Origin of the sequence: Chryseobacterium sp. Leaf405 (assembly GCF_001425355.1) — a bacterium.
Taxonomy (GTDB): domain Bacteria; phylum Bacteroidota; class Bacteroidia; order Flavobacteriales; family Weeksellaceae; genus Chryseobacterium.
The window spans coordinates 148,861-164,260 of record NZ_LMQN01000018.1 but is presented as its reverse complement, the minus strand read 5'-3'; the positions used below and the strand labels follow the sequence as shown (position 1 = coordinate 164,260).

15 protein-coding genes are annotated in these 15,400 nt (G+C 34.4%); 11 read left to right on the top strand and 4 right to left on the bottom strand.

The window, feature by feature from the left end; genetic code table 11:
- Window positions 1–466, top strand: a 466-nt coding sequence (locus tag ASG22_RS18685; protein WP_317038861.1) for a DUF6705 family protein, incomplete at its 5' end; no start/stop codon positions are given.
- A gap of 477 nt (window positions 467–943) precedes the next feature.
- On the top strand, window positions 944–3,070 hold the full coding sequence (locus ASG22_RS18680) for a type IA DNA topoisomerase (protein WP_055987896.1): 2,127 nt from the start codon (window positions 944–946) through the stop codon (window positions 3,068–3,070).
- Window positions 3,071–3,142: 72 nt separating this feature from the next.
- On the opposite strand, the gene ASG22_RS18675 is transcribed toward ASG22_RS18680, so the two are convergent.
- Both ASG22_RS18675 and ASG22_RS18670 read right to left on the bottom strand, forming a co-directional pair.
- A complete protein-coding gene (locus tag ASG22_RS18675) occupies window positions 3,143–4,306 on the bottom strand; it encodes an FAD-dependent oxidoreductase (protein WP_055987894.1) in 1,164 nt (387 codons plus the stop codon).
- 24 nt (window positions 4,307–4,330) lie between these two features.
- Window positions 4,331–5,083, bottom strand: a complete 753-nt coding sequence (locus ASG22_RS18670; RefSeq protein ID WP_055987892.1) for a helix-turn-helix domain-containing protein — start codon at window positions 5,081–5,083, stop codon at window positions 4,331–4,333.
- Between the two features lie 115 nt (window positions 5,084–5,198).
- Between ASG22_RS18670 and ASG22_RS18665 the strand changes: the two genes are divergently transcribed.
- Both ASG22_RS18665 and ASG22_RS18660 read left to right on the top strand, forming a co-directional pair.
- Window positions 5,199–5,621 (top strand): PaaI family thioesterase, encoded by a 423-nt coding sequence (locus tag ASG22_RS18665; RefSeq protein ID WP_055987890.1) that lies wholly within the window; start codon window positions 5,199–5,201, stop codon window positions 5,619–5,621.
- Window positions 5,622–5,685: 64 nt separating this feature from the next.
- On the top strand, window positions 5,686–6,030 hold the full coding sequence (locus tag ASG22_RS18660) for a phage holin family protein (RefSeq protein WP_055987889.1): 345 nt from the start codon (window positions 5,686–5,688) through the stop codon (window positions 6,028–6,030).
- A 57-nt stretch (window positions 6,031–6,087) separates the two neighbouring features.
- On the opposite strand, the gene ASG22_RS18655 is transcribed toward ASG22_RS18660, so the two are convergent.
- Window positions 6,088–6,945, bottom strand: a complete 858-nt coding sequence (locus ASG22_RS18655; RefSeq protein ID WP_055987887.1) for a T9SS type A sorting domain-containing protein — start codon at window positions 6,943–6,945, stop codon at window positions 6,088–6,090.
- 116 nt (window positions 6,946–7,061) lie between these two features.
- Here ASG22_RS18655 and ASG22_RS18650 point away from each other — a divergent pair, with 116 nt between their 5' ends.
- The 3 genes from ASG22_RS18650 (at window position 7,062) to ASG22_RS18640 (ending at window position 10,369) form a co-directional block, all read left to right on the top strand.
- Window positions 7,062–9,056 carry a S9 family peptidase gene (locus ASG22_RS18650; RefSeq protein WP_055987885.1) on the top strand — a complete coding sequence of 665 codons (1,995 nt, stop codon included), beginning with the start codon at window positions 7,062–7,064 and terminating at the stop codon, window positions 9,054–9,056.
- A gap of 147 nt (window positions 9,057–9,203) precedes the next feature.
- Window positions 9,204–9,692 (top strand): DNA-deoxyinosine glycosylase, encoded by a 489-nt coding sequence (locus tag ASG22_RS18645; protein WP_055987883.1) that lies wholly within the window; start codon window positions 9,204–9,206, stop codon window positions 9,690–9,692.
- A complete protein-coding gene (locus ASG22_RS18640; protein WP_055987881.1) occupies window positions 9,665–10,369 on the top strand; it encodes a hypothetical protein in 705 nt (234 codons plus the stop codon). Before ASG22_RS18645 ends, ASG22_RS18640 begins: the two co-directional genes overlap by 28 nt.
- A gap of 44 nt (window positions 10,370–10,413) precedes the next feature.
- On the opposite strand, the gene ASG22_RS18635 is transcribed toward ASG22_RS18640, so the two are convergent.
- On the bottom strand, window positions 10,414–11,106 hold the full coding sequence (locus ASG22_RS18635) for an AIM24 family protein (protein ID WP_055987879.1): 693 nt from the start codon (window positions 11,104–11,106) through the stop codon (window positions 10,414–10,416).
- A gap of 179 nt (window positions 11,107–11,285) precedes the next feature.
- Between ASG22_RS18635 and queA the strand changes: the two genes are divergently transcribed.
- The 4 genes from queA (at window position 11,286) to ASG22_RS18615 (ending at window position 15,373) form a co-directional block, all read left to right on the top strand.
- On the top strand, window positions 11,286–12,335 hold the full coding sequence (gene queA / locus ASG22_RS18630; RefSeq protein WP_055987877.1) for a tRNA preQ1(34) S-adenosylmethionine ribosyltransferase-isomerase QueA: 1,050 nt from the start codon (window positions 11,286–11,288) through the stop codon (window positions 12,333–12,335).
- A 70-nt stretch (window positions 12,336–12,405) separates the two neighbouring features.
- Window positions 12,406–13,440, top strand: a complete 1,035-nt coding sequence (rlmN, locus tag ASG22_RS18625) for a 23S rRNA (adenine(2503)-C(2))-methyltransferase RlmN (protein WP_055987875.1) — start codon at window positions 12,406–12,408, stop codon at window positions 13,438–13,440.
- Window positions 13,441–13,512: 72 nt separating this feature from the next.
- Window positions 13,513–14,451 carry a sterol desaturase family protein gene (locus ASG22_RS18620; protein WP_055987874.1) on the top strand — a complete coding sequence of 313 codons (939 nt, stop codon included), beginning with the start codon at window positions 13,513–13,515 and terminating at the stop codon, window positions 14,449–14,451.
- A 43-nt stretch (window positions 14,452–14,494) separates the two neighbouring features.
- A complete protein-coding gene (locus ASG22_RS18615) occupies window positions 14,495–15,373 on the top strand; it encodes a hypothetical protein (protein ID WP_055987872.1) in 879 nt (292 codons plus the stop codon).
- Window positions 15,374–15,400 lie beyond the last annotated feature (27 nt).

Below are 15,400 nucleotides of genomic sequence, written 5' to 3'. Positions count from 1 at the left end.
TATATATATATATTCTAATGGAAATACAAGTTTTAAAATCATATTAAAAAAAATGATAAAGCAGCCTGTAGGCTTAAACTTTGAAGATATGATTATTGGAGAATATCAATATATTGAAAATGGTGTTGAGAAAACAAATACATTGTCTAATTTAAATGTTAACTATTCTGATCAATTTTTAAAACATAATATTGCAACAAAATATATTATTAAAAATATCAATAGTAGATTATGGAAGTGCCCTCAATGTAATCCTAATGAAAAAAGATTGGTTGTTGTTATTGAAGATAAAATTTCCAGTAGAAGAGCTGATTTAATTATGCGTAGGACAGTTATTAATGGACAAGAAGTAATGCAATGTAGAATTCAAAATATTAGTAGTGAAATCATTAATGTAGATAATCCTGTGCCTTCAAAACCTGAATTTTCATTGCCAATAGGTGAATTTACAATGATAAAGCAGTAAAGAATAAGGCGACAAATGAGTCGCTTTATTTTTTACAAGCTGATGTTTTTAACCAATTGGGGTAAACTTTCTATTAATGCAGATACAGTTTGACCTTCTCCCAAGCACAAATATAAAGTTAGTACCCCGATGTGTATTTTTGCACCCACAAGTAATATTCTAAAAGCCTAAAATATAAAAATTAGCATCCCAATTTATATTTTTTGTAATCTCATTTAATATCCTTGCATCCCCAACTATAATATAAGCATCCTGATTTATACTTTTCCTAAGATCGTTTACAAAACTTGCAAGACAATCTATAAAGTAACAAGGAGTAAGTATAAATATCCTGCCGCAAAAAATAATTTTAATTCATAGATAATACTTTATCGGTCAGTCATTACAACTTATAATTCATAACTTATACCAGACAACCTTATCCAAAATCCAAAAAAAATCCCGATTTTTGCAACCCTTTCCATAATTCCGAAATTCATGAAACTTTGTATTGCCGAAAAACCCAGTGTTGCCAGAGATATTGCCAAAGTATTGGGCGCTACCATGCCGAAACAGGGCTATATGGAAGGAAACGGCTATTGCGTGACATGGACTTTCGGACATCTCTGCACCCTCAAAGAACCTCATGACTACGGTCCGCAATACAAATCCTGGAATCTCTTTTTGCTGCCGATCATTCCCAATAATTTCGGAATCAAATTAATTCCCAACAAAGGCGTTGAAAATCAGTTTAAAGTCATTGAAAGATTAGTTGGAGAATGTGATGAGGTTATTAATTGTGGTGATGCCGGGCAGGAGGGAGAACTCATTCAGCGTTGGGTATTGCAGAAAGCAAAATGCAACAAACCGGTTCAGCGGTTATGGATTTCATCCCTTACCGAAGAGGCGATTAAAGAAGGTTTCCAGAAATTAAAACCTGCAGAGGATTACAAAAATCTGTATCTCGCAGGAAATGCAAGAGCCATCGGCGACTGGTTATTGGGAATTAATGCCACCAGATTGTTCACCAAAAAGTTTGGCGGAAACAAAGCGGTTCTTTCTATCGGAAGAGTGCAGACTCCAACGTTGGCGATGCTGGTGCAGCGTCAGAAGGAGATCGATGCTTTTAACACCGAAGAATATTGGGAACTCAAAACCAAATACCGTGACGTTATTTTCAATGCTGCTATTGACCGTTTAAAAACGTTAGAGCGTGCTGAAAAAGGCTTGGAATATCTTAAAGTAAATCCTTTTGAGATTGTTTCTTTTGAAATTAAAGAAGGTAAAGAAAAAAATCCGAGACTTTTTGATTTGACCGGACTTCAGGTAGAAGCCAATAAGAAATACGGATATTCCGCGGACAATACATTAAAGTATATTCAAAGTCTTTACGAGAAAAAGCACGTCACCTATCCTCGTGTGGATACAACGTATCTATCTGAAAGTTTGTATCCTAAAATAGATGGAATTCTTCGCAAAATGCATTTTTATCAGGATTTGATTGCACCTTTATTGGAAGCGCCGATTCCTAAGTCGAAAGCTGTGTTTGATGATGCAAAAGTGACTGATCACCATGCTATTATTCCCACCGAAATTCCGCCTTCTCAGAATTTAACACGAGAAGAAAAGCTCATTTATGATCTTGTTGCCAAACGTTTTATCGCAGTTTTTTATCCTGAATGTAAGATTTCAAATACTTTAGTGGAAGGAAAAGTAGGAACAATTCCTTTCAAAACAAGCGGACGACAGGTGCTGGAGCCTGGTTGGAGAGCCGTTTATGCCAAAGAGCCAAAAGAAGAATCCACGGATAAAGAAAAAGACAAGGAAGAAGAACAGACCATTCCTGAATTTACTGTTGGAGAAACCGGACCGCACGATCCGATGATTCACCAAGGGAAAACATCACCGCCAAAACCTTACACCGAAGCAACTTTGCTGAGAGCAATGGAAACCGCAGGAAGACAGGTTGAAGACGAAGAACTTCGTGAATTACTAAAAAACAACGGAATCGGAAGACCTTCGACCCGTGCCAATATTATCGAAACGCTTTTCAAGCGAAATTATATTGAAAAGAAAAGAAAAAACCTGATTGCCACCCAAACCGGAATTCAGTTGATTGATACCATTGAAGACGAGTTGTTGAAAAGTCCCGAACTGACCGGAGAATGGGAATCTAAGCTTCGTAAAATAGAAAGTGGCGACTATGAAGCCAATCAGTTCAAAGAAGAATTGATTCAAATGGTAACCGAACTTACCAAAAAAGTGGTGTACGGAAAGGCAAAAGCAATTACGTTGCAGGAAGAGGAAAAAGTTGCAGATAAAGAAAAGAAAAAGCGCGAACCGGCTGTGAAAAAAGAACTTCAGGCTTGGGAAGAAACCAAATGCCCGAAGTGTAAAGACCATCATTTAATGAAAGGAAAAACGGCTGTCGGCTGTTCTGATTTTAAAAATTGCGGCTTTAAAGTTTCATTTGAAATTTTCGGTAAAAAACTTTCGGATAAACAATTGATGGATTTGGTATTGAAATCAAAAACTTCAAAATTGAAAGGTTTTAGCACACATCCTGAAAGTGTAACGGAAGGTATTTTATCTTTTGATGATCAGTTTAATGTAATTATTATTTAATTTATAAAGTTATCTTCAGCGTAATAAAAAAGTAGAAACGGAATAAACTGTTTCTACTTTTTTATTTAATTATTAATGAGTTGCGTTAAAGAAATTCAGCATATTTTCAAGAGCATTTTCGGAATGCATCAATTCGCCATTATCAAGAGATTCTTTGGCAACAATTGCGGCTCTTTTTCGCATCTGGATTTCATATTCTGAAATAGATTCCTGTAAAGTTTCGTATTGATTAGAGGTTAAGCATTCACTCAATTCCAAAGCATCAAGCATTGCCATATTAACACCTTCTCCCGCAAACGGAGGCATTACATGGGCGGCGTCCCCAATCATTGTTACATTAGATTGTGTTTCCCAGTTCTGATCCAAAGGAATACAGTAAATAGGGCGCGGAATAAAAGGAGTTTCTGAGTTTTCAAACAACTCAAGCCAAACGTTGTTCCACTCAGGATAAGTAGTTTTAAACCAACTCAGCATTTGATTTTTGTCACTGAAATCTAAACCACTTGTTGTTGCCCAATTTTCATCAGTTCTGAAACTTGCGTAAAAGCCGATGTCGCCATTTCCTTTTTGTCCCATCAGAAGATTTTTATTGTTCCCGAAAGCCATTATTTTACCACCTTTCAGTAATGTATTAACTTTTGGAGCAGTTTCTTTTGCATTCATAATATTACCTTCAAGCATTGTGATTCCGGTGTAGAAAGCTTTACTGTCAGTAATATAAGGACGGATTTTTGAATTGGTACCATCACAGGCAATCACAATATCTGCATAAGCTGTTGTATTGTTTTTGAAATGCAAAAGCCATCCTTCATGATGTTTTTCCATTGAAATAAAATGGCTGTCCCAAACTATAGTTTCTGGTTGTAGAGATTCCAGTAAAATTTTTCGTAAAGTACCACGGTCTATTTCCGGGCGGAAATGCTGGTGCCCGAAATTTTCTTCAGATTTTGATTCATGATCGCTGAAAAATATTTCCGCATTTTCATTCATGATCAGTTCTCTGTCGGCACCTACAAGATAATTTTGTTTGAATTCTTCTAACAAACCCGCCTTACGAATTGCCGCCAATCCGGAATTATCATGAAGATCAAGAGGCGATCCCTGAACCCGTGCATTTTTATCAATATCTCTTTCAAATACTTTTACATCAGTACCTTTTAACTGTAATAATTTTGCCAGTGTTAATCCACCCGGACCGCCGCCAACAATAGCAACTGATTTATTTTTTATAAGCATAATTTTAAATTTTATGCTGCAAAATTAGGAGGTATGATACACTAAAAATTGTAAAAATCGGTCGTTTTGATTTTTAAACAGTTCTTTAGGAGAAACTCCGGAAAGTTTTTTAATTTCTTTGATGAAGTGAGACTGATCGGTAAAATTAAGCTGCGGAAAAAGATTTCCGTCTTTGATATGATGAAGAGAAGCCTGAAAACGCAATATTTTACAGTAATATTTTAACGAAATTCCTAATTGTTTATTGAAATAACGGTTAATCTGTCGTTCATTCCAAATGATTTGTTCTGAAAGCTCTTTAACATTGATTTCTCCATGCGTTTCAAAAATAAGTTCAAACAATTTTCTTTTTCTTTCATCAATTTTTTCAGGTAATAATGATGTAATTTTTTCTGAAGCTTTTTTACAGAATTGGTCAAAATCGTCGAGATCATCAATGCTGAAATCCCAAAAATTATCGGGCAATTCTTTTCCACCATCTACAAATTCTGCGATAGACTGATGAAGAATATATTCTAACGCAAGCGGATCAAAACTAATCGCAAAAAAAGTGGAATATTCCGTTTTAGGCATTGGTTTAGGTTTAGTTTCCAAGCCCATTAACACAATTTGAAACTGATTATCGGTAGTTTTGCAGAAAAGCAAATCAATTTTTCCGTTGGGAATGATTACACCTTCTTTAAATGTCTCCAGATTTTCCAACGAAGAATAGCCAAATACAAAATCGGCAAGTGATTTTTCTGGTTTAATGAATTGATATATTAAATCGTTGCTCATAGTTTTTAACCTATTTCTGGTAAACGAATTTACTGTTTCTTATTTTATGAGTTAATAGTAAGTGAAAATTTTCACGATCTTTAAGGTTGTATTACATTTGCTTTAAATTAAAATAATGTCTCCAGAAAAAAAACAATTGATCACCAATAGTTTCAACCGTTCCGAAACTTTACAATTTTACAAGGCAGAATTACTGGAAGTCGAAACCGATTTTATTTCTATGAAAATTCCAAAAATGGATTTAATGACCAGAAAAGCGGGAATGTTCAACGGTGCAATGATCGCTTCTTTAGTGGATGTTTCTTCGGGATACGCAGCGGTAAGTCATTATGAAGAAGATTGCTATGTGGTGACGGTTGAATTGAAAGTCAATTATCTGAGACCGGCAATCGGTGATGCTTTGGTTTCAAAATCATATGTCATAAAAGGGGGTGCAAAAATCTCTGTTATAAGAACAGAAATTTATACAATCGATGAAAACGGAAAATCTGAAAGTCATGTTGCGACTTCATTGGTAACGATGATGAAGATTAAATAAATGTGGTAGATTAAATGGAATAAGTTTTGCTCAGTAACCCCATAAACATTAAAAATTAAATACTATGAACCTAATTATCCGACTTCTTATAACAGCCATTGTTGCTTATCTTTTAACTAAAATTCTACCGGGAGTACATTTTGACGGTTTTTCAACGGCCATCATTTTTGCCATTGTTTTAGGTATTTTAAATATTTTCGTAAAGCCTATTCTGAACCTTTTCGGATTGCCTTTAACAATTATTACTTTGGGATTATTTGCATTGGTTATCAATGCGATTATCATCCTGATAGCAGATTATTTCATCGACAGTATGAAGGTCGACGGTTTCCTTTGGGCATTTATTTTCAGTATTTTGCTCTCAGTAATTACTTCTCTCGCCAACTCTATGTTTGCAGATAAAGATTAACGTAAAACTCATCTCGAGAAATATAAAAAACCGTCAGTTATTTGACGGTTTTTGTTTTTATTTCTTGATGAATTTTAATAAAATCGTATTTTGTTTATCTTTCAGTTTGATGAAATAATTTCCTGAACTCAGCTGATTAATATTGATTTCTTTTGAGGTTAATTTATCCTTAGAAGCTATTTTTCCGCTGGCATCCAAAATTTCATACTCTGTAAAATTTGTATCAGAATTGATTTTTAAAATATCTGAAACCGGATTAGGATATACTTTTACCAAAGTTATCGGCTCTAATTTGCCTTCTTTTGTAGCCAGAATGCAAGCCGGAGGATTGTTGATCGCTCCGTCTGTGAAATCGTAATACAGCAAATTTCCCATTGCAATATCGTTCGTATAAACACTTCCGGGAATATTTACAAAAGGAGAACAGTTATTGAAAGTTACCGAACCACTTTCAAAATTTCTGTTTAATGTGTACCAGCCGTTGCAACCTGTACTGGTCATGGGGAATCCCGGCCAGATACTGTCAATTACAAAGCCGTTTATAGCATTCGGATTAATCATGGTAACCATTGCACAGCTTCCTGCTGTCCACGTTGAGGGAGGTTTAAAATAAATTTTCGCAGGAGTAATTGTTCCGGTATAATATTTTTTACTGATAACAGGTGAGGTTGTTCCCGAATTCACCACAAAAGCTTTGATTTCTTTATTATCATCAATTAAAATCTGTACACTGTTAGTAGCAGAGCTAGAACTTAACGTCGGTGTGCTTCCGTCTGTTGTATAATAAATTGTTCCGGTCGCTGAAACGGTTATCTGATAAGGGTCATGATAATGCGTAACTTGAGGAGAGATATTGATTTGTGAAAATGCACAAACTGAGAAAAAACCCAGTAAAACAGATAGAATTTTTTTCATAATTGTTAGTCTTAAATTTAACGTAAAAATAAGGATAGTAATTTAAATCCATCATTAAATTTGAAGTTTAAACACATTTACATACCTTTGGAAATCTTTGAATTAAATAGGAATTTATGAAACTTAAGTACAGTCTGCTGGCTTTGGCAGCTCCGCTTTTAATGAATGCACAACAAGTAATGACGCCTGAAATCTTATGGACTTTGAAAAAAGTTGGGGTACAGGCAGTTTCTCCCGATCAGTCTTCGCTTATTTATAAAGTGGGGCAAACAGATCTTAAAACAGAAAAAACAAAAAGTGAGAATTATTTCTTAAACGTTCTCAATAATCAGTCCACTAAAATAGATTTTGGTAAAAAATCTCTTATTCAATGGGATAAAAACGGAATCTACGCTCAGGAAGGAAACAAAATTTTCCTTTCCAAAGACAGCGGAAAAACATGGACAGAATTTTATACAATCGGTGAAGTTGATAATATTGTAATTTCTCCAGACGGTAAAAAAATAGCGTTCAGCAAGCAGGTTTTGGTAGAAAAAGTAATGGGAAAAGATAAATTTTCCGATACTCCAAAAACGACTGCACAGGTTTATACAGACTTGAATCACAGACACTGGGATTACTTTAATGAAGGAAAATACAACCATGTTTTTGTGGTAAATACTTCAGCTGCTGTTGATTCTGCTAAAGATTTATTGGAAGGCAAAATGTGGGATTCGCCTCAAAGACCTTTCGGTGGAGCGGAAGATTTTATTTTCAGTCCAGATTCTGCACAGCTTTTATATGTTACAAAGCCGAAAAGCGGTAAAGAGTACTCAACAAGTACCAACACGGATATTTTTGCATACGATCTAGCATCAGGAACAACAAAAAACATAACTGAAACGAATAAAGGCTATGATGTAAATCCAAAATTCAGTCCGGATGGAAAATCTCTGATTTGGCTAAGTATGGCGAGAGACGGCTATGAAGCAGATAAAAATGATGTAAAAATCATGGATTGGAAGTCTGGTAAAATTTCAAACCTTACAAGCAGTTGGGATGAAAGTGTTTCAGGAGATGTTTTCTGGAGCGGAGATTCTAAAACGATATATTTTACGGCAGCTTTCAGAGGGACGAAGCAACTATTTTTTTTAGATCCTAAAAATGCTAAAGTTCAGCAAATTACAAGAGGTGATTTTGATATTAATGAAATTTTTGCAGATCATAAAAATTCATTATTGGTTTCAAAAACAGATATTAATCATGCTTCAGAAATATTCTCAGTTAACCTTAAAAACGGAGATTTAAAGCAAATTACTGATGCTAATAAAGAAACTTACGCAAAATTAGCACAGGGAAAATCTGAGTTGAAAATGGTAAAAACTTCAGACGGAAAAGAAATGGGAGTATGGTTCCATTACCCACCAAACTTCGATCCGAATAAGAAATATCCAACATTGGTATATTGCCAAGGCGGGCCTCAATCTGCATTAACACAATTTTTCAGTGTAAGATGGAATTTCGCTTTAATGGCAGCCAACGGATACATTGTCGTTGCACCAAACCGTCGAGGGATGCCGGGTTGGGGGACAAAATGGAACGAAGAGATCTCAAGAGACTGGGGTGGACAGCCGATGAAAGATTATTTGGCAGCAACCGATTTTGCAAAAACTTTACCGTATGTTGATGGTGAGAGAGTAGCGGCTGTTGGAGCAAGCTATGGCGGTTACAGCGTATTTATGTTAGCTGGAATTCATGAAAATAGATTCAAAACGTTTATTGCTCATGATGGATTATTTGATATGAAATCTTGGTATTTAACGACGGAAGAACTTTGGTTTGCGAATTGGGATTTGGGTTCACCGTGGGAAAAACCACTTCCAAGGGCTTACACAGAATTCAATCCAAGTAATTTTGTTGATAAATGGAATAAACCCATCATGATCGTTCAAGGCGGAATCGATTTCAGAGTTCCTTATGAACAAGGGCAGGAAGCTTTCCAGGCAGCAAAATTAAGAGGATTGAAATCAAAACTAGTGTATTTCCCGAACGAAAATCACTGGGTGCTTCATCCGCAAAACGGTTTGGTGTGGCAGAGAGAATTCTTTGACTGGCTGAAAGAAACATTGTAAACCTTAATCTCAGAATTCCCCTCCTTTAAAGGGGTGACGAAAATTCAGAATGAATTTTTGACGGGATGGTCAATAGTATCATTAAAAATATTGAAACGGACTTTATAGTCCGTTTTTTGTTTATGTAAAATTAAATAAATTTGAGTCATGCAAAACAGAATATCCTCCTTTCCTCCAATTATTGATGAAAATTCTAAAATCTTAATTTTAGGTTCAATTCCGGGAGTAAAATCTTTAGAAAAACAGCAATACTACGGTCATCCTCAAAACAAATTCTGGAAAATTATTTTTGAATTGTTTAATGAAAAATTTACAGAAAATTATGACGAAAGAATTCAGGTTTTAAAGCAAAATCATATCGCACTTTGGGATGTCATTGATTCCTGCGAAAGAAAAGGAAGCTTAGATTCTGAAATAAAAAATGAAGAAGCCAATCAAATTGCTGAACTTTTAGAAAATCATCCGAATATTAAAACTATTTTCTGCAACGGAGGAAAATCGTATAAAAATCTACAGAAAATTTTAGGAAAGAATTATAAAATTCCTGTATTTTTACTGCCTTCTACAAGTCCACTTCATACAGTTTCTTTTGAAAAGAAATTAGAGGAATGGAAGAAGATAAAAATGCATTTATGAAAAAACTAATATCGTTATTCTTATTTTTTGCTTTTGTTACTATTTTTTCTCAGGAATATCATTTTGATTATTATATTAATTATAAAAACGAAATAAGGCGTGATAATATTCCTGAATTACACTTTTCTAATGAAATTATTAATTCTAATGACCATTCTTATGCAATTCGTTTTACTAATGGACAGGATAAGGGCTTTGTTGCTAAAATTCATGATTTTACAAGTAATGTTGAGCATCACTTTATACTTAAAAATATCAAATTTCCTTTAAAAAGTGAGGATTTTATCTATCAGTATTCTGTGAAATTTCCTGATGTAAAAAATCAGTTTGAAGAAGAAATTAAAAGAAGAACCTTCAATTTTCAATTCATTAAAAATGAAAATGATTCTGATTATTACAAAATAAAAGAGTTTAAAAATAATAAATTAAAAAAAACGAGAAAAGAAGCAAATGTAGAATTACAAAAATTTGAAAATGATTTATCATATATTGCCTTAAGAGCCCTATTTGATGCTCATGAAATTGACAAACAAATTAAGTTTGAAGAAAATTATATTGTTAAATCTGCATCTAATAAATTTGAAAATTATGAAATAAAACTTGAATTAATTGCCGTAGAACCTCAAGATTTTGAAATTAAAGTTTCTAAAAATCAATTAAAATTTAAAAACCAATAGAAAAAGCAGGAATAAAATTATCCCTGCTAAAATTTATATAAAATTTACTTCTCAACTCTATAAACCTCTTCATACGGCTGAATCAATACCCAACCACTTCCTGAGAATTTCATTTGGAATTCTTCGCCGCTTCCTCTTCCAATTAAACTTTTAAAAGAGACATTAGTTTTAAGTTCAGGACTTAAATTCCCGGACCATGCAACCGTTGCATTAGGATCTGTAAAAACCGGACTATCTGGAGTTACCAATAATGTTAAAGGCTCGCCGTGAGTAGTCATTGCAATATGTCCCGTTCCTGAAAGTTTTACTTGAAAAAGTCCGCCAGACATTACGCCTGCGATGCTTTTTAACATGGTGATGTCACTTTTAATGCTTTGTTCATGGGCTAAAACATCGTTCCCGTTTACACAAACAGATTCATTGTTTAGGTAAAGGATACGAACTTTTTTCCCCTCATCAGCAACATATAATTTCCCGGTTCCTTCCGCTTTCATCAGTTTTGCGCCCTCTCCGCTGATTGCTTTTTTAAGAAGATTTCCTAAACCACCAGCCAGCATTCCCTGTCTTTCAAAATTGATGTTTCCAACATAACCCACCATACTTCCTGTTTTTGTCCAGACCGATTGATTATTCAAGTTGATTTCTAAAAGTGCAGGTTTTTCCAGTTCGAAATAATCTCTTTCTTGTGGATTTTCTTTTGTTTCATTCACAAAAGATTCGATTGAATATTTACTCATAGTTTATGATTTTTTGCATCGCCAAAATACGAATTTTTACCGTTGCAAATTACCGTGATATCACGGTTTTTTATTTCATTGTAAATAATACTTGACAAAGGGGTATCGAATGTCGTATATTTGCACTCCGCAAATTACATCTCGTAATTTCAATAAATTTTTAAACCGTAATTTAAAAAATGAAAACATCAGATTTTAATTTTGATCTTCCTGAAGAATTATTGGCAGAACATCCTTCTGAGCATAGAGACGAAGCCAAATTAATGGTTCTTGACCGTAAAAATCAGACTATTGAGCATAAATTATTCAAAGACGTCGTTGATTATTTCGAAGAGAAAGACCTATTCATCTTTAACAATACGAAAGTTTTTCCTGCAAGATTGTATGGAAATAAAGAAAAAACAGGAGCTAAAATTGAAGTTTTCTTGTTGAGAGAGCTTGATAAAGAAACTCGTGTTTGGGATGTTTTGGTAGATCCGGCAAGAAAAATCAGAATTGGTAACAAATTATTTTTCACTGAAGATGAATCTTTGGTTGCTGAGGTTATCGATAACACTACTTCAAGAGGAAGAACATTGAGATTTTTATTCGACGGTTCTTACGAAGAATTCAGATCTAAATTAAAAGAATTAGGAGAAACGCCACTTCCAAAATATATCAAAAGAGATGTTGAACCGGAAGATGCTGAAAGATATCAGACGATTTATGCAAAAATAGAAGGTGCTGTTGCGGCTCCTACGGCTGGTCTTCACTTCTCAAAACATTTGATGAAGAGATTGGAAATTAAAGGAATCGACTTTGCTGAAGTTACGCTTCACGTTGGTTTGGGAACTTTCAACCCAATTGAAGTTGAAGATCTTTCTAAGCATAAAATGGAGTCTGAAGAGATCTTCATCGATGAGAAAAATGCGGATATTATTAATAACGCTGTTGATAATCACAGAAGAGTTTGTGCTGTAGGAACAACGACAATGAGAACCCTTGAAACTTCGGTTTCTTCTAATAAGAAAATTTCTGCATTCCACGGTTGGACGAATAAATTTATTTATCCTCCTCACGATTTCGGAGTTGCTAACTGTATGATTACTAATTTCCACACACCCAAATCAACATTATTGATGATGATTGCAGCGTTTGCAGGGAAAGATTTCATTATGCAGGCTTATGAAGAAGCAGTAAAAGAAAAATATAAATTCTACTCTTACGGAGATGCAATGTTAATTCTTTAATAAGATATAAGGTAAAAGGTTGCAGGTAGTAATTGCCTGCGACCCGAAACCTATAATCTAAAACCTTACAATGAAAGATATCAGAATTTTATCACTAGACCAGCTCAAAGAATACTTTGTGACTTTGGGAGAAAAGCCGTTTCGTGCGAAACAGGTGTATGACTGGTTGTGGAGTAAAAATCTTCACTCGATTGATGAAATGACGAATCTTTCGAAAACTCTTCGTGACAGAATTTCCGAAGAATATACCATTAATCCTGTTTCTGTTGATCAGCTTCAAAAAAGTACGGATGGAACCATCAAAAACGGTGTAAAATTACACGACGGTTTATTGGTAGAATCAGTATTAATTCCTACAGAAACAAGAACAACCGCTTGTGTTTCCTCACAGGTTGGATGTTCGCTAAACTGCGAATTCTGCGCAACGGCAAGACTCAAAAGAATGAGAAATCTTGAAGTTGCTGAAATCGTGGATCAGGTTGCTTTAATCGACAGCCAAAGCAAAATGTATTTCAACAGACCGCTTACCAACATCGTTTTTATGGGAATGGGGGAGCCGATGATGAACTATAAAAATGTAGTGGAAGCGATCAGAAAAATCACTCAGCCGGAAGGATTGGGAATGTCTCCGAGGAGGATTACCGTTTCTACATCCGGAATTCCAAAGATGATTAAAATGTTGGCTGATGATGAATTGCGTGTAAAATTGGCTTTATCGCTTCACTCTGCAATAGAATCTAAGCGTAACGAAATCATGCCTTTCTCGGATAAATTTCCATTAACGGATATTATGGAAGCGCTGCAATATTGGTACAAAAAAACAGGTTCTGTGGTCACTTTTGAATATTGTGTCTGGAAAGGTATTAATGATGGCGATGATGATATCAAAGCTTTAATCAAATATTGTAAACAGATTCCTTCCAAGGTTAATTTAATTCAATACAACCCAATTGGTGACGGAAAATATGACCAATGTAACAAACAGGCAGAGGAAAATTATGTTCGTCAGCTTGAAAATGCAGGCATTACTGTGATGATCCGTAAAAGCAGAGGAGGAGATATTGATGCTGCTTGCGGACAGCTTGCGAACAAAACGGTTGATTAAAATTTCATTAAAAAATAAAAACTTTTTCTTAACAGTTTCTTAAAATTCTACATTTGTACAAAACAAGTAGCAATGACGGATTACTTTTTGGGCGAAAACGGACTAGAAAATGTATACTCATGGTCGATTCCGATCCTTGCTGTCTTTATTTTAGCTGAATTGATTTACAGTCACGTTTCCGAAGCTAAACTTTATAATAGAAAAGATGTTGTAACGAGCATTTACCTTGCTTTAATGAATTTTGCGTTGGATCTTATGATGAAAGTTTTCGCAATGGGTGTGATGTTTTTCTTTTACCATCACCGACTTTTTTCATGGGAATTTACGATTTGGTATTGGTTAATTTGCTTTGTCATAACTGATTTTGCTTATTATGTTTTGCATTATGTTGATCATCATTCCAGAGCATTTTGGGCAGTACACATTACACATCACAATTCAGAATATTTCAACTTGACAACGGGTTTCAGAAGTCCTGTTTTACAGCCTTTATACAGATATTTATACTTTTCTCCACTGGCTTTTCTGGGATTTAATCCCTGGCATATCATGGTGGTGTATGCCATTGCTCAGGTGTACGGAACTTGGGTTCATACGCAGACTGTAAAAAGTATGGGAATCTTGGAGTATTTATTGGTTACGCCCTCTCATCACCGTGTTCATCATGCCTGTAACATTGAGTATTTGGACAGAAATATGGGAATGTGCTTAATTATCTGGGATAAAATTTTCAGAACTTTCGAAAAAGAAGATCCAAATGTTCCTGTCAAATACGGAATTTATCCAAAAATGCCCGACAATAAACCGGATACTGTTCTTTTGTACGAATGGAGAAAGATTTGGAAAGATATTAAGCAGCCGGATTTAAAATTTTCAGACAGAATCAATTATATTTTCAATTCTCCGGGATGGCGACATGATGGAACAGGAAAAACGGTAAGGCAATATCAAAAAGATTATTGGGCAAAGAAAACAAGAAAAAAAGATCAGATCCAAAAAAAATCTGCATAGTTTTCATTTAAAATCTCTAAAAATAAATTTTTATTTTTACTGGATGAAAAACCTTTTCTTATTTCTTACCATAATAATTTCCAGTCAATCATTTTCTCAGCAGAAAGAAGTTTTTAAAATTAAAAAGTACAGAGTCAATTATTTAGATGAAAAAGTTAAGGAAACTTCCGGGTTAAGTTTAATGAATGGAAAATTATATACATTCAACGACAGCGGAAATTCGCCTGAGCTTTTTGAATTGGATAAAACAACTGGGGAAATTGTAAATGTGCTAAAAGTTAATGGTAAAAATAAAGACTGGGAAGCGCTTACAAATGACGGAAAGAATTTCTACATCGGAGATTTCGGAAATAACGGAGGAACGAGGCGAGACTTAGAAATCTACAAAATTCCTTTTCAAGCAAATTCGTTAAAAAATGATTCTGTTAAAATAATTTCCTTTGAATATCCTAATCAGGAAGAATTTATTCCAAAATATACTTTAACAGATTTTGATGCTGAAGCGATGATTTATTTGAATGGAAAAATTCATCTTTTCACAAAAGAATGGTCTTCAAAAATGACAACCCATTATATCATTAATCCTGAAAGTTCGGAAAAGCAAAAAGCAGAGAAAGTTGAAACTTTTAAAACAAATTATGTTGTAACTGACGCTTGTTATTTTGATAAAAAGCTTTATTTAATAGGGTATACAAAGAATACAGGAGTTTTTTTAACTGTTTTTAATGAGTCTGAATCGGGAATCTTTTTTAAAAAAAATCCGATCCGATATTATTTGGGAAGTGCCTTGTCAATTGGTCAGATTGAAGGTATTGCGGTTGATGAAACAGGTATTTATATTTCCGGAGAAAAGTTTCATTCTCCGCTGGGAGGTGAGAAACAGAGCCTTTATTTTATTCCTAAAGATAAACTCAAACATTAATTTCCCTTAAAATTGACTGAAAAAAAT

What these genes read in the sequence shown, in the direction of transcription:
- ASG22_RS18670 (WP_055987892.1), bottom strand. Translation starts at nt 5,083, where the DNA reads ATGAGCAACGATTTAATATATCAATTCATTAAACCAGAAAAATCACTT.
- queA (WP_055987877.1), top strand. Translation starts at nt 11,286, where the DNA reads ATGAAAACATCAGATTTTAATTTTGATCTTCCTGAAGAATTATTGGCA.
- ASG22_RS18615 (WP_055987872.1), top strand. Translation starts at nt 14,495, where the DNA reads ATGAAAAACCTTTTCTTATTTCTTACCATAATAATTTCCAGTCAATCA.
- ASG22_RS18660 (WP_055987889.1), top strand. Translation starts at nt 5,686, where the DNA reads ATGAACCTAATTATCCGACTTCTTATAACAGCCATTGTTGCTTATCTT.
- ASG22_RS18680 (WP_055987896.1), top strand. Translation starts at nt 944, where the DNA reads ATGAAACTTTGTATTGCCGAAAAACCCAGTGTTGCCAGAGATATTGCC.
- ASG22_RS18665 (WP_055987890.1), top strand. Translation starts at nt 5,199, where the DNA reads ATGTCTCCAGAAAAAAAACAATTGATCACCAATAGTTTCAACCGTTCC.
- ASG22_RS18620 (WP_055987874.1), top strand. Translation starts at nt 13,513, where the DNA reads ATGACGGATTACTTTTTGGGCGAAAACGGACTAGAAAATGTATACTCA.
- rlmN (WP_055987875.1), top strand. Translation starts at nt 12,406, where the DNA reads ATGAAAGATATCAGAATTTTATCACTAGACCAGCTCAAAGAATACTTT.
- ASG22_RS18675 (WP_055987894.1), bottom strand. Translation starts at nt 4,306, where the DNA reads ATGCTTATAAAAAATAAATCAGTTGCTATTGTTGGCGGCGGTCCGGGT.
- ASG22_RS18650 (WP_055987885.1), top strand. Translation starts at nt 7,062, where the DNA reads ATGAAACTTAAGTACAGTCTGCTGGCTTTGGCAGCTCCGCTTTTAATG.
- ASG22_RS18635 (WP_055987879.1), bottom strand. Translation starts at nt 11,106, where the DNA reads ATGAGTAAATATTCAATCGAATCTTTTGTGAATGAAACAAAAGAAAAT.
- ASG22_RS18645 (WP_055987883.1), top strand. Translation starts at nt 9,204, where the DNA reads ATGCAAAACAGAATATCCTCCTTTCCTCCAATTATTGATGAAAATTCT.
- ASG22_RS18640 (WP_055987881.1), top strand. Translation starts at nt 9,665, where the DNA reads ATGGAAGAAGATAAAAATGCATTTATGAAAAAACTAATATCGTTATTC.
- ASG22_RS18655 (WP_055987887.1), bottom strand. Translation starts at nt 6,945, where the DNA reads ATGAAAAAAATTCTATCTGTTTTACTGGGTTTTTTCTCAGTTTGTGCA.